Below are 25,541 nucleotides of genomic sequence, written 5' to 3' on the forward strand. Positions count from 1 at the left end.
TCCTGAGGGGTAATTTCCATAAGTTTATCCGTCATTTCCAATAGCTTCTGCAGGACATGATTCCATGGCATATTCGCAATGCTTCTTTTCAGTATCATTCTCCGGCTGTTTGTATACGTAAGAATGTGAGAAGTTTTCGTTCATCCTGAAATTTTCCGGAGCTTCATCGATACATCTCTGACAAGCGATACACTGATCATCTACGTAAAAAAGTCCTTCCACATTTTCGGCTACTTTGTTATTTATATCTGCCATGAATAAGCCCCCCTAATAAGTATTTATGAAAGCTTTCAATTTTTGAAAGCTTTGTATGTACTTATTGATTTTCAGTAATTTATAGCACTCGCTTGGTTGCTGAAATCCAAAATAAAAAAGATTTGTCAGATGACTCTCAGAGCCATCCGTTGAGGAAGCTTCGCAATCCCTCATCCTTCAGATCAAGTATCTGTTCACCCTCGAGAACGGTGAAGCCTTCCCTTACGCTCTTAGAGATGTGCTTCCCGAGGGAACATCCGCCAACTTCGGATTCCAGAAATACAACTGCATCAGTATGTTTGCGTGGGATCTCGGCAACATAGAAACCATCCTGAATTGTCAGCGAATAGGCATCCGGGTTGTCCACATATTTTGCCCTGAACGCCTCGGCATGAGCTCGCACCCACACAGGTGGCCCCCTATGCCTTTTAACATCCGGCAGATTCTTTGACAACAGTTCCAGGAATACAACCGAATCCTCACCGCTCCACTTGCCTGCCTTCAGAACGGTAAATTCATTCTTCTCAAGCATTGGTACGATGGAATGCTCCATCTTCGCAAATTGCGGATAGAAAATATCATCCACAACATCAGGCGTCTTGAAAACAATTGCTACAAGCGATGTACCACGGAGGTCCATCCTGTCCAGCAACTCTGCATCAGAGATGGCAGGTTCTGCAGAAGCAAAGAACATGGTTTCATCGGGTTTCTCAAGGAAGCTCCTGGAAACATCTATGAAAGTGCAGAACTTGTCTAGGGACAGTGCAGCAGCCACATTCCTTCTGGGGTCTGTGGGATCGATGACAACAAGAGGGTCATCGAATTTCTGGGCACCGTGTTCCATGAGATCCAGAAGCAGACCCGGGCGCCACTCAGAGGCAGCCTCCAGCACTTTCTCGAAAGAACCGTAGTTGATCACCAGAAGCTCTGTTAGATAACCTGAGAATCCTTCGGTCTTCAGCTCGGAGCCATAGACACCTGTGCCTTTCATGAACTGCTTGAGCAACAGCACATCATCCTCGCGACCATTGAGATGAGCTTTTATGAACTCATTGTGGAAAGGTGTCCTGTCCACTGCAGAAAGGATGCACGATGCACTGGAAACACTGTAACATGGAACAAGATCGACATCAAAGCCACCGTATTTCATCTTCACATAAGGATGCTCTGCATAGTGCTCATCCCACTCCTGTGCCTCTTTTGCTATCTGGCGACCAACGGAAAGGCCATAGCTTTCAAGGTCCTCGCGGCTTGTGGTTTCAGGGAACATGATGAATATATCAAGATCATGGGTTCCGGATATCCAGGTACCCCTGGCTGCTGAGCCTACAAGTTGTGTTTTCACACCGGTCAGGCCGACCTTAAAGGTGATGCAATCGATCTTGTACATCAGCTCATCGGCCACTTTGGTCAGGTGCTCCCTTTCTTCATCTGATGGCTTGATCTTATCCAGAATTCTGTTTTTGATATCTTCCATGTTCACTCTCTCGATGATAGTCCTTGTACGTACTACTCCTCAAAGGTATAAAACCATTTGAGATGAACAATTTGATAGTCGAATAGATTCAGATTTAAAGGTGCTGTATCCCCATTCAAAATCTGCCAATACAGATAACCATTTATACAGATTGAAACTATATTTCAATGTACTTTCAGAAGAAAAATACCATTCGGAGGCTCAGGGGGAACACCGGAAATATCGGGGAGCCAGTTCTGGAATGGAAGAAGAAGAAGAAGAAGAAGAAGAATACATCACTACGGAGGAGTCTCTAAAATGATAAGTGAAAAGATGACAGATGCGCTTAACACGCAGATCAACAAGGAAATGTATTCCGCATATCTCTACATGGCAATGTCAGCTCACAGCTCTAACATCGGGCTTAACGGATTTGCGAACTGGTTCATGGTCCAGTACCAGGAAGAGATGCTCCACGCCATGAAGCTCTACAATTATGTTAGCGATCAGGGAGCACCTGTCAGGCTCATGCAGATCGACGAACCACCACAGGAGTTCGGCACTGCACTGGACATGCTCTATGCAACCCTTGAACATGAGCAGTTCATCACAAAGTCCATCAACGACCTCGTGGACCTTGCCATCGAAGAGAAGGACCATGCAACCCATATTTTCCTCCAATGGTACATCACCGAGCAAATCGAGGAAGAAGGCAATGACAATGAGATCATCGACAAGCTCAAACTTGCAGGCGAGGAAGGCAACGGCCTGTTCATTATCGATAAGGAACTCTCTGCAAGGGTATTCAACCCGCCTGCAGCAGTAACCGACTGGACACAGATCAGGTGATATCAATGACAGGAAATACAGAAGAAATAAAGCAGGTCAAAGGCTCCATGCCAAAGGCCATCAAGATGGCAAAAGAGATGGACGATGACTTCGGACAGGGACTTGCAGGATTCTACAAGGCCATCTGGAAGGACAGGGAAGACGGACTTTCAATGAAGAACAAGCACCTGATGGTCTTTGCCATAGCATGTTCAAAGAACAACACCAACAGTGCCAAGAAGATCCTAGTGAAGCTCAAGAAGCACGGTGCTACAAGAGCAGAGGTCCTGGACGCAATGATGATGGCAGCATGGACCGGCGGCATCCAGAACTTTACTGACATCAGCACCGATGTGCTGCCGGAAATGGATAAACTTGGATACTAAGACCTGATCCTGGTCTTAACTTTTTTTTTGATGTTAGCGTTCTCGATAGAACATTAGCACAGCTATCTGACCAATTATGTCAAAAAACAAACCCTGAAGAAAGACTTTTTTAGAACCGAATAATAAAAACAAGAATCGAAGAGCGAAAGCTCACTCTTCGCCGTCGTAATAACCGATCTCTTCTTTTGTCAGGTAGCATGCAGGGTCATCTGCCCAGACATTGTCATAAACAGCCTCGGCTCGTACACGGAAATTGCCATTGCAGACATCGAACCATTTGCACTTTGCACACCTGTCGGCATTTGCCTTGATGAGAGGTTTCCTGTCCTTAAGGCCTGCCATGAGTTCATCGTCAAGATCGGTCCAGATCTCGCTGAACTTCCTGTCCTTCACGTTTCCGAAGCTGTAGTGTCTCCAGAACTGATCAGGGTGTACTGAGCCGTCCCATGAAACGCAACCAAAGCCGATACCTGTGGAATTACCGCGGTTCATCTGCAGGAGCTCGTAGACATCATCTGCACGTTCCGGGTTCTCTTTTGCCAGTCGCATGTATATGTATGGACCATCACAGTGATTGTCCACTGTCAGTACCTCAACAGGCATTCCTTTCTCATGAAGCTGCTTTGTGCGGTCCATGATCAGGTCAACTGTCTTGCGGCTGTCCTCCAGTGAGAGGTCTTCGTCGATGATCTTGGTACCCCTTCCGGCATAGACCAGGTGGTAGAAACAGATACGAGGGATGTTCTCTTCCTCGAGCATATCGAATATCGCAGGAATGTCAGCTACATTCTGCTTGTTAATAGTAAAACGCAGTCCGACCTTGATGCCCTCTCTCTGGCAATTGCGAAGACCTGTCATTGCAGCATCAAAAGCACCTTTCATGCCACGGAACTTGTCGTTGGTCTCACGCACACCATCAATGGAGATCCCCACATATGAAAGACCGATCTCCTTGAGCGTCTTTGCCATCTCCTCATCGATAAGAGTACCGTTGGTAGAGATCACCGCACGCATTCCTTTGGAGATCGCGTATTCTGCCAATTCAGGAAGGTCCTTGCGCATCAGCGGTTCACCGCCTGAGAAAAGGATCACAGGGGAGCCGAACTCTGAAAGGTCGTCGATCAGTTCCTTGCCCTGCTCGGTAGTAAGTTCGTCCTTGAACTCGATGTCCTTTGCGTGTGCATAGCAGTGAACACAACGAAGGTTGCAGCGCCTGGTCATGTTCCAGACGACAACAGGCTTCTTGTCCTTTGCGAATTGCAGCAGGTGTGAAGGAAGTCGTTTTGAATCCCGCCCGTAACGAAGGGCGTCTGATGGTTCAACAGTTCCGCAATAGAGTTTTGAGATTCCTATCATTGTGATCCTCCTGCAATATTAGTTAATGAACAAAATTTCGTTTCTCATTTTAAATTTTTAATTTAGTTGTTATCAAGTGCTGCTTTTGCAACCTTGAGTATCTCTTTGAAAGTGTATTCATCCGGTGTGACGTTCACTTCAACATCATATTCCTTCAATGTATTGGCCGTAGGAATACCGATAGCAGCCACAAGTGAATCGGCAAGCACTTCCCTGATCTTTTCACCTGCACCCATTGCTGCTGCCTGGTCGAAGAAACTTCTTACCATCATGGAGCTTGTGAATGCAAAAACATCGATCTCTTTGTTGAGACTTCTGGTAATAAGCTCCTCCTGCAATGGTCCTTTGGGCATTGTCAGGGTGTAGACCTTTGTCTCAAGAACGTTCGCACCACAGTCCCGAAGTCCGGTAATAAGAAGTGTTGAACCGTATGCACTCCTTGCAGTATCTATGTTCTTACCCTTAACTTCAGGACAGAGGAATTCCACAAGTCCTTCTGAACTGTAAACACCAGGCATTCCCATTACTTCGATACCAAGATTTTCCAGTTGCTTCCGGGTCGTTGGACCAATAGCAATAACTTTGGTGATGTTGAGCGCTTCGATGAATTCATCACGCCTGTCCACCGGGATCTTCTCCAGGGTAAAATCAATGCCATTAGCACTTGTAAATATAACGTAATCGGACCTTCCGGAGAATACGTTCTCTGTGAACTCGTCGAAGTACTCGTCTTCCATAGCCTCAAGCTCGATCATGGGAACAGCCACTACATCGAACCCAAAGGATTCCGCAAGTTTTCTGGAACCCTCAACATATCCCTGAGGCCTCATTATTGCAATAACAGGCTTACGATCAGTTAGATCCATATGAACATCTCTTAAATATTTACGATTGATTTTCAGTTATCAGTAATATATCAATTACCAATTTATTATCACATAGCCGTCAGTGAACTCTTCAGATCATGGAACCCAGTATCTCATGGAGCTTGACAACATCACCAATTACGGTAAGTGCCGGTGCTTTTACATTCTGGTCCTTTGAGATCTGTGCGATTGTCTCAACTGTACCGAGAGTCACGCGCTGGTCAGGACGTGTTCCCCTTTCTACCATTGCAACAGGGGTCTTTGGATCCTTACCGAATTTCATGAGCTCGTTCATGTTGCGCTCAAGCATCTTGACACCCATGAAGATAACGATAGTACCACCAAAGGCTGCAAGGGTCTCCCAGTCGAGAGCTGTCTCTTCCTTGGTAGGGTCCTCGTGTCCGGTGATAAAAGTCACCATTGAAGCATGGTCCCTGTGAGTTACAGGAATACCTGCATAAGCAGTAGCTGCCAGTGCAGATGTTATGCCGGGCACAACTTCGAACTCAATGCCTGCCTTAACAAGCTCTTCAGCTTCTTCGCCACCACGGCCGAACATGTACGGATCCCCGCCTTTAAGACGGAGTACCATCTTGCCTTGCTTTGCTTTCTCAACGATCACATCGTTGATCTCGCTCTGAGTAAGTGTGTGATCGCCTGCATGCTTGCCTGCATCTACTTTCTCAGCTGCCTCCGGCATGGTATCCAGGATCTGCTTTCCCGGAAGCTGGTCATAAACTATGACATCAGCTGTATCCATAAGCCTGCGAGCTTTCACGGTCATCAGTTCAGGGTCGCCGGGGCCTGAGCCTACAAGATATACTTTTCCGTATTTTTGAGCCATATTACCAGATATCCTCAATTTCTATTTTGCTGATGGTAAGAACCTGATGTAATAAATAGATTGATATGCGTATCTTCCGGGATTACAAAAAGATGTTCAGAATAAAAGCTCTCATGATTTGGAAAATAGCACAACGTGTAGAAAAATGCCTATCGAAAAGAAAGAAGAGGTTACCCAATGAAAACTGAGTAACATGAAATGATCAGCTTTTGTCCAGAATATATAGAAGCATTTCCTTGTTCAGTTTTCCTTCACGTGAAAGCTTCGCAGCAATATCATCATTTACAATTCCTTCAGATTTCATCTCCTTGATCTTCTCAATGATCGCAGGTGAAATGCTGTAGTATTCATTTATATCCTTCCTGTGTCCCCAGACATCGCCTTCAATGAGCTTTATCTTCTGCATTTCAAGGAACATTTCAATCGACTTGGAAACAGTACGGCGGTATGATGCAGGTATCTGGATAACTTCTACATCCTTGCATCTTTTTATGAGATTGAAGATATCCTCATTCGATGGCCTGAATGCAAGATGGATCACTTTTTCGCCGGTGTCAAGATTTTGAATTTCATCTCTTTTGCTTACGACTCTGATTTTCATAGAAACACCTCATTATATTCAAACAGTCTGATTTAACTTATCAAATTTATTATTAATCGGCGACCTATTAAATAATTAACGACTGAAAATTTCTTTCGAAACCGATCAATCATTGAGGCGAAGTTTTACAGAATCAGCATGCGCCTGCAACCCTTCCTTTTCAGCAAGAGAGATTACCGTATCCCCGATAGAGCTTAAGCCTTCCTTCGAGATCTTCTGTATGGTAGAATACTTCAGGAAGTGGTGGATGTTCAGACCGGAGTATATCTTAGGATACCCAGCTGTCGGGAGTACGTGGTTCGTACCTGATGCATAATCACCTGCTGCCACAGGAGCATAGTTTCCCACAAAGATTGAACCTGCGTTCTCGATCCTCTCAAGTACGGAATCCTCATCTCTGACCATGATCTCAAGGTGCTCAGGTGCAAAGTCATTGGAGATCTCAATGCACTCATCCATGGTATCGGTCACGATGATAGCTGCATTCTCAAGGGAAGAATCAACTATCTCTTTACGGACAGCTGCATCTGCCTGTTTTTTGACCTCATCGTTCGTCTGCTCTGCAAGTTCAGAAGATGTTGTCACAAGCACTGAAACGGACTTTGGATCGTGTTCAGCCTGTGCAAGAATATCGGATGCGATCATAGCAGCATCGGCAGAATCATCGGCAATAATAAGCACTTCACTTGGACCTGCAGGGAAATCGATCTCTGCCTTATCACGCACCATCATCTTGGCAACGGTAACAAAGACATTTCCGGGTCCCACGATCTTATCGATCTTCAAAACAGATTCTGTACCATAGGCCATTGCTGCGATTGCCTGAACACCGCCAAGCTTGTAAATATGATCTGCACCTGCAACCTTAGCTGCTGCAAGTGTAAGCGGATTGATCTTGCCATCCGGACCCGGTGGTGTGCACATTACAACGCTCTTCACTCCTGCTACTTTTGCAGGAATGATGGTCATAAGTGCAGTGGAAGGATAGGAAGCCCTACCCCCTGGCACATAAGCACCAACTGATGCAAGCGGTGTTGCCATCTGGCCAAGCTTGATACCTGGAGTAGGTTCGATGAACCATGTCTTCTCCGGAAGTTGTGCTGCATGGAAGTTCCTGATGTTCTCTGCTGCGATCTTGAGATGTCTGATAAGTTCGGCATCGACAAGTTCCATTGCCTCTTCGATCTCTTCAGGAGTAACTTCTATGGCCTGGATATCTGCTTTGTCAAACTTCTTCGTGTATTCACGCAACCCATCGTCGCCTTTTTCCTGCACATCATGGAGTATTGCTGAAACGGTATCGGTTACGTCCATCAGCTCTCCTGTGCGATCAAGAAGCTTATCCATCTCTTCTTCGGTGACATCGGATAGGTGTTTATACAGCATGTGATCATCTCGTTTAAGGTTAGAAAGGACAGAAGCTGCACCACAGATCGCAGGTTTGTCCGCATCAAATTATTTTAACATTACTGGAAATCACTGAATGTTTTCTGGTCTTTGTCCAGTAATGTATCTAGAGTATTTGAATTTATAGGTGTGCTCTTATCCACCTGTTTCCTGACACGAACACCGATGTTTGAAAGGATATTTGCAGCCACATTAGGCCCAACAAGCTTCGATAATATTGAATAATCCGCCTTTTTAAGTTCTGCAAGTGAAACAAATCCGGCTTTGTGGAGCTTACGTGCACGCACACGTCCAACTCCCCTGATACCAACAAGCTCCATGAGCTCCGGACTGGCACCGTAATGTATCCGCTTCTCAAGTCCGCGTGCATATCCCAAATACTTCACGCCGATAAGTTCCGCTAGTTTCGTGGTCGCATGCATCAGCCACTCTGCAGTATCCGCAAGAGCATGAATGTCACCTTCACCCACATTGAAGTGTTGTGTTATGTCGTCTGCAGGAACCTCGGTGATCCACTCTTCAAGAAGCATGGCGGTCTTTACCTCACTCATGAACCATTCGTGATTAGCCTTCACCTCAGCCATGAGCCACTCATAATCAGCATCATCTAATTCATCAAGAAGATTATGGAAATCGTCATGAATCTTAGGGGGAGAATCAGAAACCTTATGGAATGCATCTGCAAGCTTATGAAATATAGAGTGAATGTTATAGAACTCATCATTATGGCTCATGATATATTCAGTAACTATTGTATAGTCAGCATTACGAAGATATAACTGCCTCATGTCAGGCGTACTGCATATCAAATGTAGAAGCGTAAGATCAGTAACATTGACAGCCTTTTTCAGCCCGTCCACGATCTTTGCCCCTGACATCGGATCAATATAAAGCATCGAGATAAGCTTCCCGAGCTGGGTCGAGCTTAAAGAGATCGAATCCGGCGTTTCATTCTTCACGATCATGTCATTGTCAGCCAGGAAATCGATACAATCGTCAATAACATCCTCAAGGCTCCAGGTATCCTGCTGGAATGCAAAGAACGTCGCACCCATGAATTCCATGAGCTCTGCCCGATCAGATGCAAATCCGTTCACAATGGTGGAAAGAACGTGTGTCCTCAGAGCATTTTCAGTACCAAGCTTCGACCATATATCCTCTGCATCAGCTTCCACATAGTTTTCCAGCAACTGCTCGAATTCCGCATACTCCTTAGCAAGCAGCACGGATTCCCCATAAGGATCGAGATGGGGACGTCCCGCCCTTCCGGCCATCTGCTTATATTCAAGCACAGGGATCGGTTTCATCCCGAAATTTGAATCGAACCTGCGATAGTTCCTGATGACCACCCTTCTGGCAGGAAGGTTCAGGCCAGCCGCCAGTGTCGGAGTGCTCGAGATTACCTTGATAAGGTTCTGCCTGAAACCGTCTTCCACAATCTTCCTATGGGATGAGTTAAGCCCCGCATGATGGAAAGCCACACCCTTCCTTATACAATTCGCAAGCACCTTTGCAGTATCTGTCTCACCGGTAGATTCCACTTCATCCGCCATTTGTGCCAGTTTCCCGCGAACATCAGAATCAAGCAATTTCACAACCTTGTTCGAGGAAGATTTTGCAAACCCCGTACAATTTCGGCGGCTGCTCTCAAAAACAAGGCATTGCCCGCCTTCAATGATGGTATCAAGCACAAGATTTGTGGCATTATCCTTGTCCCGCCGTTCAATCTTTTTCTGTTTTCCTAAGAAATTGATGGCCTCTCCAAAGAAAACGCCTTCATGCAGATCTGTGGGTCTCCATTCGCTCAGGACAAGAGCTGCATCAAGCCAGTCTGCCATCTCCCGGGCATTGCCAACAGTGGCCGACAGCGCGATTATCTGGCAATCCGGATTCAGACGCATGAGTTTTGTTATGGTGACCTCAAGGGTCGGCCCCCTGTTCTTAGAATCCAGCAGGTGGACCTCATCAACAACGATAGTTGTGATCTCTTCCATCCATGAGGTCCCATTGCGGAGAAGAGAATCGGTCTTTTCAGAAGTTGCCACTATGATGTCATTTACGCCAAGCCATTCATCCCTTGATTCAAAATCGCCTGTGGATATGCCAACCTTGATACCAAAAGGTGCAAGCTCCCTGAAACGATCGAACTTCTCAGAAGCAAGAGCCCTAAGCGGAACTATGTATAGTGCTTTCCCACCATTACGGATCGCCTTGAGCATTGCAAGCTCTGCCAGAAGCGTCTTTCCTGAAGCAGTTGGTATTGCAGCAAGAAGGTTCTTCCTTTCAAGAAGACCATTATCGACAGCCTCAGCCTGTGGAGGGTAAAGCTCCTTGATACCGGAATCTTCGTAGAAACGGATTATATCATCGGGAATGTCAAGCTCTCTTATCAGCATGGGAATTTCACATCACTTTACAGCGATTGCTCCAGTATCGTATAAGTAATTTCTTAAAACCGGAAAATTAGTCCCACCACAAAAGATTAAATTACCAGGGACCTTTCACTATCTGATGGACGTCGAAGAGATCATTTCCCGCCTTAAGAAATTGTATCCGAAAGGTTATTTTCACATTAACAGAGACCCTTACTACCTTCTTATTTCCACAGTATTGTCCCAGCGAACCCGGGATGAAGTAACGATCCCGACAACCCAGAAACTCTTTTCTGTTTTCGACACTCCTCAGAAAATGGCAAGTGCCGACGTAGATGAAATTCGGGAACTGATAAGGGAAGTAGGATTCTATAACGTCAAGGCACAGCGTCTGATAGAGATCTCACGTGTGCTTCTGGATGAATACGACGGCATCGTTCCGGATGATATCGATGAGCTTGTTAAGCTCCCGGGAGTTGGCAGGAAAACAGCTAATTGTGTCCTTACCTATGCTTTTGATAAAGATGCCATTGCTGTGGATACCCATGTACATCGCATATCCAACAGGATGGGACTCGTTGAAACAGATACTCCGGAGGAAACGGAGATCGAGCTTGAAAAAGTGGTCGATAAGGAAATGTGGAAGGATATCAACGGGCTGATGGTACTATTCGGAAAGAGCATCTGTCGGCCAGTATCGCCAAAGTGTGATGTATGCATTATGAATGATATTTGCCCGAAGCTGATCTGAAGACCAGCAATTGGATCAGGTGACAATAGTGTTCATTCAAATGTAACAGGTTCACCATCTATGAGAAGCTGTTTTATAACGGGTGAACAGCCCGGACCAACTGAAACTATTACTGATGCGTTTTCCATCTGCATCTGTATCGGGATACCTTCACCTTCAGGTACAAAGTAGCTTTCAATACCCCATCTAACGTGAAGCGTATCGTCGTAATTACCCGTAACCACTCCCTTCATGCATACTTTCTTATCACTAATATCAGGTCTTGTATGACTTATCGAATCTATCATCCAGTAATTTTCTTTTTCAGAAAGCGTGGCGTATACTGACTCGCCAAACAGAAAATCACGATCATAAGGAGTTTTGTCAAGGTCTATTGTGGAGATTTCATAGTTCAGGTTAACATAGTCTCCCCGGAACACATCCCTTGGGTCCACAGGTTCGGTTTTCAGTAAAATATCATCACCAAAGCTCAATGCAACCATCTTTGGCAGGAATATCAATGTAATTATGATCAGAGAATAGACCATAAGCATAAGAAATCTCTTTGAGTTCATGCAACAGGACCTCCTCTGATCTCGTTTATGATCGAACGCCTCTTATTTTCCAGATACCATCCAAGTGTGATCAATATCAGACCCCCGGCAATGAAAGCAAGAGACCTTGGCAATAGTTCGTAAAGCGTTGTAAAATACAGATGCAGCACACCCAGCACAAAGAAGAACATACCGATATTGACGAACGGTACTGTAGCTTTATAATATCCGATCAGGATGCTGCCGACGGATAGTATAAAGAATATCAGGTTGAACAATATGAATAATAATGTAGCTATTGTCGGGTCTATTCGAGTGTAGGTATGACCATATTCTGTGACCGATGTTGTCAATGAATTTATGAAGAAGGTTAGCAGCCATGCACCTATCCACCCTGAAAATGCCAGTGCAAGTACGATGAGCTCGTATTTTGTATTCTTGACCTTTCGGTACATTGAAATGTTCGATATCAAAAAGATAACTGATGTTACTGCAAATAACAGGAAGAACAACTGGACCTGCCAGTTTACCGGCGTGAGCCGTGTCAGGATGTCCCTGTATGGTGTTTCTAAACTAAAATAGAAGTATGAGATCAGGATGAAGAACAGACCAAAGCCCTGATGGATGATCCTGAAATGAGCATATTTTTCAAATTTCAGATGCAATTGCCCAAGACCATAGAGATTGATACCTAATAGCAGGTATAACATGAATATCTCGAAGCTGCTCAGTGCCAGATACCTGGCCTGTGAGATATAGAACGTTGTCCAGAGAGCAAATGTGACTATATTCAAAGATATAATAATTGAAGACCTGAAAGCATAACCGAACGGAAGTATTGCCAGGAACCACACCAGTAAAAGCCAGTGCTCATTGGCATTCACATTGAATATCTGGGCAGTCAGGAATATGGTTGCACCAACGAACAACGAAGCAAGGAAAAGCAATGCTTCACCCATTGCAGGATGTGTTCTCCTGTTAAATTTCAATTCCCATCCAATGAAGTAAGTTCCATACGTTGTACCAAGCAGAAGCACCATTTTTACAATGGTAGGAATCTTTTGCCAGTTCGATGCAACAAATAGTATTCCGCCGATGCCGATCAGGAAGGCACCCAATATTGAAAGTACTGTGACAAGTTGTGATGCATCTTTTTTATTGCTGAGGTTTTTATTGCTGGAAGGTGCCTCAGTAAGTCCGTATCTTGATAGGATCAGCTTTGCCTGATGATCGTCAATTATTCCTTCCCTGTTCCAGTCCTCAACCTCTTGCTGAAGCCACATTTTATGCTCATGTTCCCCCATTGCAATACTATTAAAGAATTTATGGATATTTAATGTTTTTGTTACGATGTTGTAATAAGAACTTCTTTTTGAAACTTTGAGTGAGATATTATGACAAAATGATCAAATCGTACAAAAGAAAACAAACTATCTTTTGAAAGGGGTTAGAAATATCAATTTTGGTATGTAAAAAAAGAAATGATTGGCCCATATCAGGCCATCATGCTTATTTTCAGGTATTTATGGTATGGTTATGACTTGGGATCTGACGAACCGTTAAGGTCACAGTCTCAACTCCACCTTTTTGACCCAAGATTATTGGCGTAAGTCCAGGCCCAGGTTCCGGTCCTGCATGTACTGGAGCACGTCCTCGCATATCTGGGAGTGCGAAAGTGGTCCGTCCATCGCCGCCATAGGTTGTACCAAGGATGACATATAATAGCGGATAGTCACTAACCTGCAAAAGTCGTCCATCACAGTAAGCCCAGCCATCCGGCTCATAATTTCCTGCAAACATTCGAATTTCACCAACATATGGCCCTGGACCTGAACCACCATTAAGATCACCACGTGGAGGAAAATCCCCATTACCGCAAATAATATAGTTTACGCCCAGATAAGGATCCCTATTTTCATGAGACTCACCTTCGCCTGCCAAGCCTGTTGATTCTGGAACCTCACCGGGGTCACCCTGGAGACCTTGGGGGCCTTGGGGGCCAACATCGCCTTGATCACCCTGAAGACCCTGGGGTCCTTGAGGACCCTGAGGACCGACAGGACCAGTTTCACCTTGATCACCCTGAAGGCCTTGAGGACCCTGAGGACCGACAGGACCAGCTTCACCTTGATCACCCTGAAGGCCTTGAGGACCCTGAGAACCGACAGGACCAGTTTCGCCTTGATCACCCTGGGAACCTTGAGGACCAGTCTCACCCTGCGGACCCGTTGAACCTACTGCACCTGTTGCACCAGTTGGACCAGGTTCACCCTGAAGACCCTGCTCACCTTGAGGACCAATCGCACCCTGTGACCCCGTTGGACCAACATCGCCTTGTGGACCCGTTGGACCTCGTGAACCCCGCGAGCCTTGTTCGCCCTGAAGACCGACCTCACCTTGAGGACCTGCTGGACCAGTATCACCCTGAGGACCAGGAATTTGTTCACCACTGCCACTTGGCCCTCTTAAGTTATCTAAACCACCAAATAATGCACCCCACATGTCAAAGAATGTGCGGCCTTGAGTTCCATTATTCTGTTGATCGCCATTGTCCACAGCTGATGCCGGGATCGCTATCATTGCAATAGCAAGAATAATGGAAACTATGAGTACTACTTTTTTCACCATAATTTTACCTATTTGAGTTTTTATAATTACATGAATCTTAGTCATCCACCTAACAAAAGTTGCATGATATGAAATATATATTCAAAATGAAATTAATTTCATGTGGCTTAAATAGAGTATTTAACAACATATAAAGGTGATCACAGATAAATTTTATTTTATGGAAGTATAAAATGAATAGAATAGATAATCAAAAAATAAGAACAATAGGTTCAAAAAGAAGAGTTCTGAACCATAAATGTAAAGAAGAAATTCCCAGTCAATGTTCCTATTAAAACAGCAAATTACAGCAACAAAAAGCGAGCACATAGTGCTACTAGTATTATAAAAGAAGGAAGTAAAATTAAAAAAGAAAGGAAAGGAACACGGCTGTTAAGCCGCTTTCCAGAATTAATCGTTGCTAAGCTGGCCGCTGAAGTACTTATCGTAAGAGTACATATCGAAGTGACCGTGGCCGCTAAGGCAGAACAGGATGGTCTTCTCTTCGCCGGTCTGCTTGCACTTGAGAGCCTCATCGATAGCGCATTTGATAGCGTGGGTGGACTCTGGTGCTGGTGGAATACCTTCACTGCGGGCGAACATAACGCCTGCTTCGAATACCTCTACCTGATGGTAGCTGGTAGCTTCCATAAGTTTGTCTGCGGTCAACTGGCTGATTATTGGTGAGCAACCGTGATATCTCAAGCCGCCTGCATGGATGGCAGGTGGGATGAAATCGAATCCCAGTGAATACATCTTAAGGAGTGGGGTCAGTTTTGCCATGTCACCATAGTCATACTGGAATTTGCCATCACAAAGAGTCGGACAGGCAGAAGGCTCCACAGCAATGATACGTGGATCGTGGGTTCCTTCGATCTTATCCCTCATGTATGGAAGGCTGATACCTGCAAGGTTACTTCCTCCACCACAGCATCCGATGACGATATCAGGATATTCCTCGACCTTGTCGAGCTGCTGCTGGGCTTCAAGACCTATGACGGTCTGGTGTAACATGACATGGTTGAGCACACTGCCAAGAGCATATTTTGTGTTATCGTGCTTCACAGCATCTTCTACAGCTTCTCCGATAGCAATACCAAGACTGCCTGTTGTGTCTGGGTATTTTTCAAGCATGTGACGTCCAAACTCAGTGTCAGGACTTGGTGAAGGCACTACCTGTGCACCCCAGAGATTGATCAGGGATTTACGGTATGGTTTCTGCTCGAAGCTGGAGCGTACCATATAGACCTTACATTCAATATCAAAATAATTACAGCTAAGTGAAAGTGCACTTCCCCACTGACCGGCTCCGGTCTCGGTGGTTATCCTTTCAGTGCCTTCTTTCATATTATAGTAAACCTGTGCCACAGAGGTATTTGGTTTGTGACTGCCTGCAGGACTGACACCCTCATATTTGTAGTAGATCTTTGCAGGAGTGTCAAGTAATTTTTCAAGCCTGTGTGCACGGAACAGAGGAGCAGGTCTCCAGAGCTTGTAGATCTCAAGAACCTCATCAGGGATATCAATATATCTCTCACTGCTCATTTCCTGTTTGATGAGCTCCATCGGGAAAAGAGGAGCTAGGTCCTCTGGATTCAGTGGCTCATTATTTGCAGGATTAAGTGGAGGAGCCAATGGAGTGGGCATATCCGGAAGGATATTATACCATTTTTTTGGCATCTCGTTTTCATCAAGTAGGATCTTAGTCTGTTCCATAGATATTCCTCATATAATGCACAAATAAGTACTATGATGTAGATTTAATTATGATATATAGATGTTGTGTTCTAAAATGAGCAGACATTCCAAGAAACGACTGCATAATAACTAAAAATATCACAGAAAAGATAGCATTAAAGGCATTAGCAGAACAAAAAAATCAGAAAAACTAAATTGTTTATCTGAAGTTATCTACCTGAAACCGGATAATGATATTGCCATCATGATTTATGATTAGATATTATGGTTATATATTGGTTAGATGTTGTTGAGGATCTAGTTAGAAATTAGGGTTTACATCCAAGAGATATCCGTTCTTCAGGAGAAAGTGACAGATAAAAATCAATTACCTGAAAATCATTGAATTCATTTTCATGCAATGAGTCAAAGAACCTGTCAAGAGTTTGGATGGTCTTTTTATCCATTGGTTCCGTCGAAGCAAGTTTTTGTGCCTCTTTTTCCAGACCGATCTTGCTCAGACTTGAGGTTATGCGTTCGATTGCCTCATTGTCATGTTTAATAAAATCCTTTCTGATCCTGTCAAGGTCGCCATATCCGGGATTAATGCTGAAACCTGAACCATTGGAATTGCTAAGTTCCATTTCCCTGCAATCCTTTGCAGTTATGTCAGAATAAAGATTATTATACCTACGGGTCAGATCACTATGCTTTTCAAGATACCAAGCCCAAAAACCATTGGTATTATTATGGTCAGTCATCTCCTGATAGACTTCTAGCTGCCTGGACTTCGCATTTTCTACGATCCATTCCTTGCGCCATTTATTGAACTCCTCTTTAGAATTGGAGTCTAACCTGGCAACATGACCCATTGTAAGACTGTTCGAATTAATCATTCAATACCACCTATGTAAACACATGCCCTGAATTCTCTATAAAGAACACATAGACAAGTGCAATTAATCCTTGAATGACAACAACCAAACCGCTGAATTACGGTTCGTTTCATCCCTCTCTTGTGAACCCATACCAGAGATATGGCTTCCTTAAAAATATTGGTATTTTAATATTTAAGCTTATCTGCACTTCAGTTAATACTAATCATCATCATTATAGATAGAGGAAACTATTTAACCAATTTACAAAAGAGGATAAAACAGAGAAAGAAGTCGTTTGATGCTGATTTACGGAATATGAACCTATAAATATCATCAAATACTATAATCAGCGACCAATAACAGGAATTTATTGAACATATTTTTACCGAACTGCGGAAAAATATTCATTCTAAGATCATCTGGCATTAACAATCTACATCATACAAAAGGGGAATACCATGGCATCAAACACCGAACCCACATTTAACGAAGAGGAATTGATTGAGAAAATCGTATCAGGAGAGATCCCCCTAAGGAAGATCGATGCATATACAGACAAGGATACTGCGATCAGGCTGAGGAAATGTGCGATCGAGAAGATGGCAGGTGTCCAGTTCGAACATGTTCAGAACTATACAATTGATGCCGAATCAGTTACAAAGCGCAATATTGAAAATATGATCGGTGCCATACAGATCCCCCTTGGAGTTGCAGGAGCCATTAAAATAAACGGCGAATATGCTAACGATGAGTTCATGCTTCCACTTGCCACCACCGAAGGAGCACTTGTTGCAAGTACCAACCGCGGATGTTCTGCCATTACAGCTTCCGGCGGTGCCACTGTCAGGATATTCCAGGATCAGATGACACGTGCACCTGTTTTCAAAATGGACAATGTTGCACATGCAAGGAAATTCGTGGACTGGATAAGAAAGCCTGAGACATTTGAAAAGATGAAGGAAAAGGCCGGCGGAACAACACGCTTTGGTGAACTGCTCAGCGTTGAACCATACGTTACAGGAAACACCGTTTTCTTAAGGTTCGCCTATGATACAAAAGATGCAATGGGAATGAACATGGTAACCATTGCCACCGATGCGATACTCAACCTCATCTCCGATGAATTCGGAGCTTACCCAATATCCCTTTCAGGGAACATGTGCACTGACAAGAAACCTGCAGCCATCAATAATATACTTGGCAGAGGAAAGACAGTTGCAGCCGATGTAACGATCCCAAAGGAGCTTGTCGAGAAAAAACTAAAGACAACTCCGAAAATGATGGAAGAGGTGAACTACAGGAAGAACCTCCTTGGTTCTGCAAGAGCAGGAGCACTTGGTTTCAATGCACATGCCGCTAACATCGTAGCAGCATTATACCTTGCATGCGGACAGGATGCAGCTCACGTCGTGGAAGGCAGTACCGCCATCACAACAATGGAAGTAAATGAATATGGAGACCTCTATTGTGCAGTTACCATGCCATCCGTGCAGGTAGGTACAGTGGGAGGAGGAACAAGTATCGGCACCCAGAGAGATTGTCTGAACCTATTAGGAGTTGCAGGAGCTGGCGAAGTTCCAGGCGAGAACTCAAAGAAACTGGCAGAAATAGTAGCAGCAGCAGTCCTTGCAGGCGAGATATCACTGATAGGCGCACAGGCTGCCGGACATCTGGCAAGAGCTCATGCCGAGCTCGGCAGATGAACTTTTTTTAATACTAAATAAAAAATAACTTAACCCGATCATAATTTAATATCATCATATTAAATTATGATTTGGCTTTGATCTTTAGTTTTGATCTTTAGTTTTGATCTTTAACTTCTTTGAGCAAGATAGATACTCTCGATACGCTCAAGGGTCTCGGCTTCTTCAGGGGACTTGTCTTCCCTGACATTCACAAGCCTTGGGAACCTCAATGCATATCCGGATTCATAATTAGTGCTCTTCTGGATCTCCTCGAAGGCGACCTCGAACACTACTTCTGGTTTTAGCTCGATCTCCCTTCCGGATTCAACAACGATCAGATCGGACAGAAGCTCTGTCAGTTCTGCAAGTTGTTCATCTGAAAAACCGGTAGCTACCTTTCCTATTGGAAGAAAAGTGCCTGCATCTGGATCAAAACATGCCAGTGCATAGGAACCAATAAGGTTTGCACGCCTTCCATAACCCCATTCCGCACCAATGACCACAAGGTCGAGAGTTTCCATGATAGGTTTCTTCTTTAACCAGTTCTTGCCCCTTTTGCCGGGTGAATAGGGAGCATTTGGATTTTTGATCATGACACCTTCATGACCTGCAGCCAGTGCCGCAGAGTAGATATCGTTCACTTTTTCGGCATCATCGGTAAGCACCTGCTCATCGACCATTATACTACTTGTGTTTTCAACACATCCTACCAGAGCATTTCTCCTGTCGGAAAGTGACATATCGATCAGCACTTCACCATTAAGATAGAGAATATCAAAAAGGTTCAGCTTAAGAGGGATCTCACGAACCGTGGTATCAACATCATACTTCCTCCTGAAGCGCTTAAGGATATCCTGAAATGCACGAGGATTTCCATCCTCATCCACAGCAACAGCCTCACCCTCAAGAATTGCAGAATCTGCCTTTACATTATTCTTCACAGCTTCAACGATATCTGGTAATGAACCTGTAACATTCTCAAGACGTCTTGAGAAGATGTTGATGTTATCCCCATCCTTGTGTATCTGCACCCTGGCACCATCGAACTTCCATTCAACAGCCACAACACCAAGATCATTGATAGCGGTTTCAATACTTGGCGTGACCTGTGCCAGCATCATCTTGATCGGTCGGTTCAGTTCCATACCAAGCTTTGAAACAGCCTCCAAACCACCTTCTTTTGCAGCAATTGCCACAAGGCCGAGATCATTTGTAAGCATAAAGCCACGTTCAATATCCCCTGCAGGCACTCCGAATGCTTTGGAGATGGCATCCCTTACGATACCTTCACCAACACCAATTCGAAGATCTTCTATTGCCAGCCTTGCGAGATAACGGGCCTCCTCCGGAGTTGCTGAATTGAAAAGATACTGCAAATTCTTTATCTTGGTCGTCTGTGAACCTTTTCCGTTTGTCCTTGAAATGTTGTTGAACCTCTCAAATACTTCCATGATAGAAAGCGATGGAGTATCATCCATGAAAGCAGAGAAAGTTGCCTGATTCTTAGTTTCTTTTTTCAGTGCTGCAATTGCAGTCTCACCGATATCCCCGGTATTTCGCACGAGGTTCTCGATCTCTTTTTGCGAGAGACCTGACGATCTGGACAGAGCTGTGTAAAGAAGACTCGGACCAACTCCAAGCTGCTCTGTGCTCCATGCAGGGAAAACATCGCCCATAACAAAATGAGCAACAACCGGAAGTTCTTCACTGGAAACCGAATATAACATCTCAGAGACGATATCCGTCATATCCAGTGAGCCTGCAGTATGTTCTATTTTCTTACATACATCAGCGAATTCTTTGAAATCAGTCATGCAGATAACTTCCTGTAAATATTCCCCAATAACAGCATGGAAAGAATTTCTTATTCCCTGTAAATGGATATGACATCACTCAATATCGCACTTGCAGTTTCAATGGAACCTGCACCCCTTCCGGCAACCGTGACGGTGCCTGCAAGATCGGTACGTACTGATGCAACATTAAGTGTCCCGCCAACCGCCAGCGGATGGGAAGCCGGTACAAGACGTGGTGATACACGGAGGCGATCCTTCCTGACCTCTCCAATGAGCTTGATAACATAGCCCTCATCATACGCAAGAGAAAGTGATTCAGGTGTTATCTTGGTAATTCCGGTGACCTCAACGTCCTGGAAAGTGGCATTCTGCCCAAAGATTGAATTTGAAAGAATTACCAGCTTGCATGCAGCATCGATACCCTCTACATCGTAGGTAGGATCGGTCTCAGCAATGCCCAGTTCCTTGGATTCAGCCAGCATTTGCTCATATGATGCTTTTTCTTCCATCATACGCGTAAGTATGTAATTGCACGTACCATTAAGGATACCTTCGATGCTCTGGATCTCGTTACCGGCAAGTGTGCCTTTTATAAGATTGATGATAGGCATTGCACCGCCTACGGTAGCCTCAAACATGAACTTACAGTCTGCATCACTTGCAGCCTTCATAAGCTCCTGGTATTTCAGTGTAAGAGGACCCTTGTTAGAGGTTACAACGTCCCTGCCATTTTCAAATGCTGCAAGCATATTGACAAGTCCGGTACCACCGGTCTCAATATCGGTAGGTGTCGTCTCGATGACAAGATCATGATCAACATTCCTGATGACGTATTCACCGGTGAGATCTTCAACGGCCACAGTACCGGTTTCATTTTTCCTTGCAAGAGCAGCATTAAGATCGATGCCTTCGGAGTTGACCTCAGCCCCCCTAGAATCGGCTATTGCAACAACATCAAGGTCGATACCAAGAGACTTCAGTTCATCATCCTTTTGCAGTATGACCTCTGCAACACCCCGTCCCACTGAACCAAATCCAATAATGGATGCGCGTACTTTTCTCATTGAAATATCACCTTTATGCAACTTCGGCCTCTATTGGCTCTATGACCAGAAGGTCCTTTTTCTCTGCTACTTTCTTTAAGACAGCCATTGCTTCATGAAGCTCTTTCCTGCCAACAGCATCGATCTTCAGGGAAGCGGATGACCGCTTGTCGATATGAGGCATTGAAAGACAAATGTCCACAACTTCTGCAAAACCTGTCTTGTCAATAGTATCGATAGTGTCCTGTATATCGGTATGTACAATGTGACCTATCAAAATGACCGCACCATGTTCCATAAAGCGCTTTTCATCAACCCTGGCAACACCGATACCGTTCTCTTCAAGACGTGAAATAATAGGATCGAGGTTCTCATGTTCCACCTCGAACACAAGCTGAACAGGAATAGTACTTCTTGGAGTACGATCTTCATGGTGGTGTACGATGGACTTAAGGTTCCCTTTTAGCTCTGAGATCGGATTCAGAGCCAGAAGCAACTGTCCCGGAGCATCCTTTAGTTCGATATCCATTGAAACTCTCATGTGTTCCCTCTTAGTTATTTCTCATATAAATGTATTGATAAGAAAAGTCCATAGCTTTAGAAATAAGGGAATTGCGCAGGAAAACATCCGAAAAACATCCCATGATCGATCCAGAGATCCATCATGGAAAAGGATTCGGGAAAATTGTATCCAGGATCATCTCTGGTCATCAGGAATTATTATGATATTGCCCCTTCCTTTTTTGAACTTCTCCACAAGTCCCCGGTTCTCAAGGTCTGAAACGATCAGACTTACTTTTGCTTCAGAATAGCTCACCTTTGAACGCAGGTCTTTCTGAGTGATCCGCCCGCCACCTGACCGGATTATATCAAGCACTTCCTGCAGGTCCGAAGGCAATGATTCCACATCTACCACACCGGAAGTTTCTGGTTCCGATCTTTCGGACCCATCCATTTCACCGGAAGGGACCTCATCCTTATTTTCCATAGACACACCATCTGTCACAGCAAGGATTTGCTCCCCCTCCTCAGCTTTTTTATTTCCGTTCTTCTTTGAGAACAGATAAAGACCGGTTCCGGCCACTAAAAGAACGATAAGAACTGCAACATAGTATAGTGTGCGATCATCTGCTCCATTTTCAATTGCTTCAGAGTCAGCTTCCAACGAAGTGGTGATGTTCAAAAGATCAGGATCTTCGGTAAGGTCACTATCATACGAAGGAAGAAGTATCAGGTCTATAATATAGTCACCATCATCAGTTATTGTAATAAGTTCCTGAGTAGAGGCCGTCAAAGTGTTGTTCTCGTAATAACTTGCAGTTACCACGTACTCACCAGGGACCAGGTTCATGGAATACACACCATATTTTGCCACAATGGACTGTGGGGGTGTGGAGTTTACCTCAACGATAACATTTTCCATCAGCTCAAAAGTGTCCCATTCATAGATGGCACCATGTATGGTCGCCGTTCCTTCGGCACTGACCGGAGCTATTGATAAAAGACATGCAGAAATACAAATGCTGAAAATAAATAATGTCCTGATCTTCACAGTGTAATATTACCGGATTCAACTATTATAGTTTGTTGTTTACCCCGAACCTATTTTTCGATCATTTTCATATAACATCGCAATACATGACACACATCAAAGGAAACAGAACATCGTAAAGACAAAATAATCGATAAAAAAATAATCATATGCTTTTAATTCCAATTAAAAGACATATTAATTTTTATTTTTGACAAATAAACAATAATCAAGTTTTATTAAAAATATTATGCTTGAATATATCCCGAAATTACAGGTACAGATTATCTGAAAGAATTATTTCTAAAGTAAGCTTATATTCAAAGATACCAAATATTATTTTGTAAGTTTATTTCAGATTAATGGAGGGATCAAAGATGAAGAAAGGAACAATAAAAGGTTTGGCATTAATTGCTGCTGTGCTCATGGTAGCAAGTATTCTGCCGATCACTGCACTTGCAGACAGTGGAAATAGCCCAGAGACTGCACCAGGACCATTGGAAAAGAATAATCCCAGTGACACTTTTGACCCTGTACTAGACAGGGACAGAGATAGTGGCGTGGACATGGATATGGAGAGAGAGAGGGACAGAGATAGTCTAAATACCCAGAAAAGGACGAATATCCAGGATGCTAAGAATGACTATAATAAGATGACATCTGAATTCCAGATGATAAAGGACAAGCAGGCAAGGGGTCAGCTGACATCTGAAGAGATGTTCGATGAATCTAAAGACTACCTCAATGGTACTATCGACTATATGATCATACGCCTTGACGATCTCAAAGAGAGTGGAGATTATTCACAAGAGGTGAACGACACTATTGATGATCACATTGCAGAACTCGAAGAGATCAGAGTAGATGTTAAAGACGCCGAAACTAGAAATGACCTTTCCGATGCAAGCAAGGATATCAGGAATGTCTGGAAAGATGCTATCAAGGATATTAAAAACTCCAGCGCCATTAACGTCAACAATGGACTTCAGAATTATCTTGCTAAAACCAATCGTGTATCCGAACGCTTACAGAACGAAATAAATCGCATGGAGCAGAACGGACAGGACACCGATGAACTTCAGAAGATGCTCGATGATTACAATGCCCTGATACAGCAAGCTAACGAAGAGCAGGAACGTGCAAGGATAGCATACCAGAACGGTGATCCTGAAGCAAGGGAATACCTTGGAGAATGCGTTCAGACAACCAATGAAGCAAACAATGTCCTCAGAGAGCTCTTGCAGGAGATGAAGCAGTCCAGGCGTGGTTTTGTGAACATGGAAGGCGAGGGACCACTTAATGCAGAAGGCGACGGTACTATCGTCCTTTCCGGACAGCTTAATGTCACCATCAATGCAACAGAAGCAAGGCTTGTGATCAAAGACCTTGCAGGAGATGCGGAGATAAATATCACCGGAGAATATGAACTGGTCAATGAGGACAGGAAAACAGACGAATGCTGCTCCTTTGTATATGACGACTTTACAGGTGATGCCTTCATTAACGGAACAAGACTTACCATCATGGTGCGCGGAGAGGATATAAAAATCTTCGCAGAAGGAACCGGAAGTGCTTCACTCTCAGGAGAGGGATCATACCTGATCGGTGAAGGTGACGATGCGCTTGAGATGGAGTTTGCAGATGATGACAGCTCAGACGACGACAGCTCAGATGATGACAGCTCAGAAGACGACAGCTCAGAAGACGATAGCTCAGAAGACGATAGCTCAGATGATGACAGCTCAGAAGACGACAGCTCAGAAGACGATAGCTCAGAAGACGATAGCTCAGAAGACGACAGCTCAGAAGACGATAGCTCAGAAGACGATAGCTCAGACGATGACAGCTCAGACGACGACAGCTCAGACGATGACAGCAAGGGGGTGTGATCATGGCCAATATTAAACACATTGGAATTATCGCCATCCTTCTGATCGGACTTGCTTTCTCAGGTTGTGTAGATGACCAGGTTGCAGATGATGAGGTAAATGCCGAAGCACCAACTGCAGACGAGATACTTGCAGAGGAAGGCGTTGGACTGACCGATTCAGAAATAGAGGATCTCGAAAGTGAACTTGATGAGCTGGAAGCCACACTTTCAGAACTTGATGAGGACGAGAACCTTACTATTGAAGAGGTCTGAACTGATAACAGTTCAGGCCTATTTTTCTTTTTCTTGTTTAGCCACGATAGATTGTGGTGATGGTGGCGTTTTCACTTCAACGATAACATTTTCCAGCAGTTCAAAAGTGTCCCACTCGCAGATGGCACCATGGATGGCAGCCGTTCCTTCGGCACTTAACGTAGCTGCTGAAAAGAGGCATGCAAAAATACACATGGTGAAAACAAATAAACTCCTGATCTTCAAAGTGTGATATTATCGGATTAAACGATTATAGTTTATTGTTACCCTATAACTTATTTTACAATCATTTTCATTAAGACCGCAATACATGATAAACATCATAGGGAACTGAACATCGAAACAACATTATCATGTGTCGAAATACTATCTTAAAGTCTTAATTCAAATTAAAAAGCTTTTAAAAACTTATTACTAATAAATAAGCAGTTATAAAGTATCATTCCAGATATTATGCTTTAAAGTTCTTGTAATTTTTATGAAGCCGGAGTCCTGAACGATCAAGTTCTAAAGTAAGTTTATATTC

General features: G+C 44.1%; 25 protein-coding genes. 7 read left to right on the plus strand and 18 right to left on the minus strand.

Features of this window, described 5'->3' with window-relative positions:
- Positions 1 to 24: 24 nt before the first annotated feature.
- Together LI82_RS08495 and cca are read right to left on the minus strand one after the other, a co-directional pair.
- Positions 25 to 255, minus strand: coding sequence for a ferredoxin (locus tag LI82_RS08495; protein WP_048195010.1), 231 nt, complete (start codon positions 253 to 255; stop codon positions 25 to 27).
- Positions 256 to 391: 136 nt separating this feature from the next.
- Entirely contained in the window at positions 392 to 1,732 is a 1,341-nt protein-coding gene (cca, locus tag LI82_RS08500; protein ID WP_048196166.1) for a CCA tRNA nucleotidyltransferase, read from the minus strand.
- Between the two features lie 151 nt (positions 1,733 to 1,883).
- Between cca and LI82_RS13125 the strand changes: the two genes are divergently transcribed.
- From LI82_RS13125 to LI82_RS08515, 3 genes are read left to right on the plus strand one after another with little or no spacing between them, the layout of a single operon-like run.
- The gene (locus tag LI82_RS13125) at positions 1,884 to 2,033 is read left to right on the plus strand and encodes a hypothetical protein (protein ID WP_160174968.1); all 150 of its coding nucleotides are present in this window, start codon (positions 1,884 to 1,886) and stop codon (positions 2,031 to 2,033) included.
- Positions 2,030 to 2,560 (plus strand): ferritin, encoded by a 531-nt coding sequence (locus LI82_RS08510; RefSeq protein ID WP_048195013.1) that lies wholly within the window; start codon positions 2,030 to 2,032, stop codon positions 2,558 to 2,560. The genes LI82_RS13125 and LI82_RS08510 overlap by 4 nt, the downstream gene beginning before the upstream one ends.
- 5 nt (positions 2,561 to 2,565) lie before the next feature.
- Complete coding sequence (locus LI82_RS08515) at positions 2,566 to 2,925, plus strand: carboxymuconolactone decarboxylase family protein (protein ID WP_048195014.1); 360 nt, start codon at positions 2,566 to 2,568, stop codon at positions 2,923 to 2,925.
- A 150-nt stretch (positions 2,926 to 3,075) separates the two neighbouring features.
- On the opposite strand, the gene ahbC is transcribed toward LI82_RS08515, so the two are convergent.
- The 6 genes from ahbC to LI82_RS08545 all read right to left on the minus strand — a co-directional run bounded on the left by ahbC (position 3,076) and on the right by LI82_RS08545 (position 10,395).
- Positions 3,076 to 4,281 (minus strand): 12,18-didecarboxysiroheme deacetylase, encoded by a 1,206-nt coding sequence (gene ahbC / locus LI82_RS08520; protein WP_048195015.1) that lies wholly within the window; start codon positions 4,279 to 4,281, stop codon positions 3,076 to 3,078.
- Positions 4,282 to 4,343: 62 nt separating this feature from the next.
- Positions 4,344 to 5,147: a uroporphyrinogen-III synthase gene (locus LI82_RS08525; RefSeq protein ID WP_048195016.1), complete on the minus strand. Its 804-nt coding sequence runs from the start codon at positions 5,145 to 5,147 to the stop codon at positions 4,344 to 4,346.
- Positions 5,148 to 5,238: 91 nt separating this feature from the next.
- Positions 5,239 to 5,991: a uroporphyrinogen-III C-methyltransferase gene (gene cobA / locus LI82_RS08530; RefSeq protein ID WP_048195018.1), complete on the minus strand. Its 753-nt coding sequence runs from the start codon at positions 5,989 to 5,991 to the stop codon at positions 5,239 to 5,241.
- Positions 5,992 to 6,193: 202 nt separating this feature from the next.
- Positions 6,194 to 6,592, minus strand: a complete 399-nt coding sequence (locus LI82_RS08535) for a DUF1699 family protein (protein WP_048195020.1) — start codon at positions 6,590 to 6,592, stop codon at positions 6,194 to 6,196.
- Positions 6,593 to 6,697: 105 nt separating this feature from the next.
- Positions 6,698 to 7,978, minus strand: coding sequence for a histidinol dehydrogenase (gene hisD, locus LI82_RS08540; RefSeq protein WP_048195022.1), 1,281 nt, complete (start codon positions 7,976 to 7,978; stop codon positions 6,698 to 6,700).
- An 80-nt stretch (positions 7,979 to 8,058) separates the two neighbouring features.
- Positions 8,059 to 10,395: an ATP-dependent DNA helicase gene (locus tag LI82_RS08545; RefSeq protein WP_048195024.1), complete on the minus strand. Its 2,337-nt coding sequence runs from the start codon at positions 10,393 to 10,395 to the stop codon at positions 8,059 to 8,061.
- 115 nt (positions 10,396 to 10,510) lie between these two features.
- On the opposite strand from LI82_RS08545, the gene nth reads away from it, so the two are divergent.
- Positions 10,511 to 11,122, plus strand: a complete 612-nt coding sequence (nth, locus tag LI82_RS08550; protein ID WP_048195025.1) for an endonuclease III — start codon at positions 10,511 to 10,513, stop codon at positions 11,120 to 11,122.
- A 32-nt stretch (positions 11,123 to 11,154) separates the two neighbouring features.
- Here nth and LI82_RS08555 read toward each other — a convergent pair whose 3' ends face one another.
- The 5 genes from LI82_RS08555 to LI82_RS08575 all read right to left on the minus strand — a co-directional run bounded on the left by LI82_RS08555 (position 11,155) and on the right by LI82_RS08575 (position 16,835).
- Entirely contained in the window at positions 11,155 to 11,676 is a 522-nt protein-coding gene (locus LI82_RS08555) for a GDYXXLXY domain-containing protein (protein WP_048195026.1), read from the minus strand.
- On the minus strand, positions 11,673 to 12,959 hold the full coding sequence (locus LI82_RS08560; RefSeq protein WP_081955797.1) for a DUF2157 domain-containing protein: 1,287 nt from the start codon (positions 12,957 to 12,959) through the stop codon (positions 11,673 to 11,675). The genes LI82_RS08555 and LI82_RS08560 overlap by 4 nt, the downstream gene beginning before the upstream one ends.
- A gap of 211 nt (positions 12,960 to 13,170) precedes the next feature.
- On the minus strand, positions 13,171 to 14,280 hold the full coding sequence (locus tag LI82_RS13585) for a tail fiber protein (RefSeq protein WP_269078525.1): 1,110 nt from the start codon (positions 14,278 to 14,280) through the stop codon (positions 13,171 to 13,173).
- Positions 14,281 to 14,673: 393 nt separating this feature from the next.
- The gene (locus LI82_RS08570; protein ID WP_048195028.1) at positions 14,674 to 15,978 is read right to left on the minus strand and encodes a TrpB-like pyridoxal phosphate-dependent enzyme; all 1,305 of its coding nucleotides are present in this window, start codon (positions 15,976 to 15,978) and stop codon (positions 14,674 to 14,676) included.
- 290 nt (positions 15,979 to 16,268) lie between these two features.
- Positions 16,269 to 16,835: a hypothetical protein gene (locus LI82_RS08575; RefSeq protein ID WP_048195030.1), complete on the minus strand. Its 567-nt coding sequence runs from the start codon at positions 16,833 to 16,835 to the stop codon at positions 16,269 to 16,271.
- 440 nt (positions 16,836 to 17,275) lie between these two features.
- On the opposite strand from LI82_RS08575, the gene hmgA reads away from it, so the two are divergent.
- Positions 17,276 to 18,520 (plus strand): hydroxymethylglutaryl-CoA reductase (NADPH), encoded by a 1,245-nt coding sequence (hmgA, locus tag LI82_RS08580; protein WP_048195032.1) that lies wholly within the window; start codon positions 17,276 to 17,278, stop codon positions 18,518 to 18,520.
- A gap of 110 nt (positions 18,521 to 18,630) precedes the next feature.
- Here the strand turns inward: hmgA and LI82_RS08585 are convergent, their stop codons facing one another.
- The 4 genes from LI82_RS08585 to LI82_RS08600 form a co-directional block, all read right to left on the minus strand.
- Entirely contained in the window at positions 18,631 to 20,316 is a 1,686-nt protein-coding gene (locus tag LI82_RS08585; RefSeq protein ID WP_048195034.1) for an ATP-dependent DNA ligase, read from the minus strand.
- Positions 20,317 to 20,366: 50 nt separating this feature from the next.
- Positions 20,367 to 21,362 (minus strand): homoserine dehydrogenase, encoded by a 996-nt coding sequence (locus LI82_RS08590; RefSeq protein WP_048195035.1) that lies wholly within the window; start codon positions 21,360 to 21,362, stop codon positions 20,367 to 20,369.
- Between the two features lie 13 nt (positions 21,363 to 21,375).
- Positions 21,376 to 21,882 carry an amino acid-binding protein gene (locus LI82_RS08595; protein WP_048195037.1) on the minus strand — a complete coding sequence of 169 codons (507 nt, stop codon included), beginning with the start codon at positions 21,880 to 21,882 and terminating at the stop codon, positions 21,376 to 21,378.
- A gap of 156 nt (positions 21,883 to 22,038) precedes the next feature.
- Positions 22,039 to 22,893: a helix-turn-helix transcriptional regulator gene (locus LI82_RS08600; protein WP_048195040.1), complete on the minus strand. Its 855-nt coding sequence runs from the start codon at positions 22,891 to 22,893 to the stop codon at positions 22,039 to 22,041.
- A gap of 1,653 nt (positions 22,894 to 24,546) precedes the next feature.
- On the opposite strand from LI82_RS08600, the gene LI82_RS13700 reads away from it, so the two are divergent.
- Both LI82_RS13700 and LI82_RS08610 read left to right on the plus strand, forming a co-directional pair.
- Positions 24,547 to 24,777 (plus strand): hypothetical protein, encoded by a 231-nt coding sequence (locus LI82_RS13700; protein WP_160174970.1) that lies wholly within the window; start codon positions 24,547 to 24,549, stop codon positions 24,775 to 24,777.
- Positions 24,764 to 25,015 carry a hypothetical protein gene (locus LI82_RS08610; protein ID WP_048195042.1) on the plus strand — a complete coding sequence of 84 codons (252 nt, stop codon included), beginning with the start codon at positions 24,764 to 24,766 and terminating at the stop codon, positions 25,013 to 25,015. Before LI82_RS13700 ends, LI82_RS08610 begins: the two co-directional genes overlap by 14 nt.
- Before the next feature lie 18 nt (positions 25,016 to 25,033).
- On the opposite strand, the gene LI82_RS13130 is transcribed toward LI82_RS08610, so the two are convergent.
- Positions 25,034 to 25,240 carry a hypothetical protein gene (locus tag LI82_RS13130; protein ID WP_160174971.1) on the minus strand — a complete coding sequence of 69 codons (207 nt, stop codon included), beginning with the start codon at positions 25,238 to 25,240 and terminating at the stop codon, positions 25,034 to 25,036.
- Positions 25,241 to 25,541 lie beyond the last annotated feature (301 nt).

Source organism: Methanococcoides methylutens (assembly GCF_000765475.1).
GTDB classification, from domain to species: Archaea; Halobacteriota; Methanosarcinia; order Methanosarcinales; family Methanosarcinaceae; genus Methanococcoides; species Methanococcoides methylutens.

Excerpts from the sequence above, each read along its gene's own strand:
- LI82_RS08495 (WP_048195010.1), bottom strand. The coding sequence starts at position 255 with ATGGCAGATATAAATAACAAAGTAGCCGAAAATGTGGAAGGACTTTTT.
- cca (WP_048196166.1), bottom strand. The coding sequence starts at position 1,732 with ATGGAAGATATCAAAAACAGAATTCTGGATAAGATCAAGCCATCAGAT.
- LI82_RS08510 (WP_048195013.1), top strand. The coding sequence starts at position 2,030 with ATGATAAGTGAAAAGATGACAGATGCGCTTAACACGCAGATCAACAAG.
- LI82_RS08515 (WP_048195014.1), top strand. The coding sequence starts at position 2,566 with ATGACAGGAAATACAGAAGAAATAAAGCAGGTCAAAGGCTCCATGCCA.
- ahbC (WP_048195015.1), bottom strand. The coding sequence starts at position 4,281 with ATGATAGGAATCTCAAAACTCTATTGCGGAACTGTTGAACCATCAGAC.
- LI82_RS08525 (WP_048195016.1), bottom strand. The coding sequence starts at position 5,147 with ATGGATCTAACTGATCGTAAGCCTGTTATTGCAATAATGAGGCCTCAG.
- cobA (WP_048195018.1), bottom strand. The coding sequence starts at position 5,991 with ATGGCTCAAAAATACGGAAAAGTATATCTTGTAGGCTCAGGCCCCGGC.
- LI82_RS08535 (WP_048195020.1), bottom strand. The coding sequence starts at position 6,592 with ATGAAAATCAGAGTCGTAAGCAAAAGAGATGAAATTCAAAATCTTGAC.
- hisD (WP_048195022.1), bottom strand. The coding sequence starts at position 7,978 with ATGCTGTATAAACACCTATCCGATGTCACCGAAGAAGAGATGGATAAG.
- LI82_RS08545 (WP_048195024.1), bottom strand. The coding sequence starts at position 10,395 with ATGCTGATAAGAGAGCTTGACATTCCCGATGATATAATCCGTTTCTAC.
- nth (WP_048195025.1), top strand. The coding sequence starts at position 10,511 with ATGGACGTCGAAGAGATCATTTCCCGCCTTAAGAAATTGTATCCGAAA.
- LI82_RS08555 (WP_048195026.1), bottom strand. The coding sequence starts at position 11,676 with ATGAACTCAAAGAGATTTCTTATGCTTATGGTCTATTCTCTGATCATA.
- LI82_RS08560 (WP_081955797.1), bottom strand. The coding sequence starts at position 12,959 with ATGGGGGAACATGAGCATAAAATGTGGCTTCAGCAAGAGGTTGAGGAC.
- LI82_RS08570 (WP_048195028.1), bottom strand. The coding sequence starts at position 15,978 with ATGGAACAGACTAAGATCCTACTTGATGAAAACGAGATGCCAAAAAAA.
- LI82_RS08575 (WP_048195030.1), bottom strand. The coding sequence starts at position 16,835 with ATGATTAATTCGAACAGTCTTACAATGGGTCATGTTGCCAGGTTAGAC.
- hmgA (WP_048195032.1), top strand. The coding sequence starts at position 17,276 with ATGGCATCAAACACCGAACCCACATTTAACGAAGAGGAATTGATTGAG.
- LI82_RS08585 (WP_048195034.1), bottom strand. The coding sequence starts at position 20,316 with ATGACTGATTTCAAAGAATTCGCTGATGTATGTAAGAAAATAGAACAT.
- LI82_RS08590 (WP_048195035.1), bottom strand. The coding sequence starts at position 21,362 with ATGAGAAAAGTACGCGCATCCATTATTGGATTTGGTTCAGTGGGACGG.
- LI82_RS08595 (WP_048195037.1), bottom strand. The coding sequence starts at position 21,882 with ATGAGAGTTTCAATGGATATCGAACTAAAGGATGCTCCGGGACAGTTG.
- LI82_RS13700 (WP_160174970.1), top strand. The coding sequence starts at position 24,547 with ATGACAGCTCAGAAGACGACAGCTCAGAAGACGATAGCTCAGAAGACG.
- LI82_RS08610 (WP_048195042.1), top strand. The coding sequence starts at position 24,764 with ATGGCCAATATTAAACACATTGGAATTATCGCCATCCTTCTGATCGGA.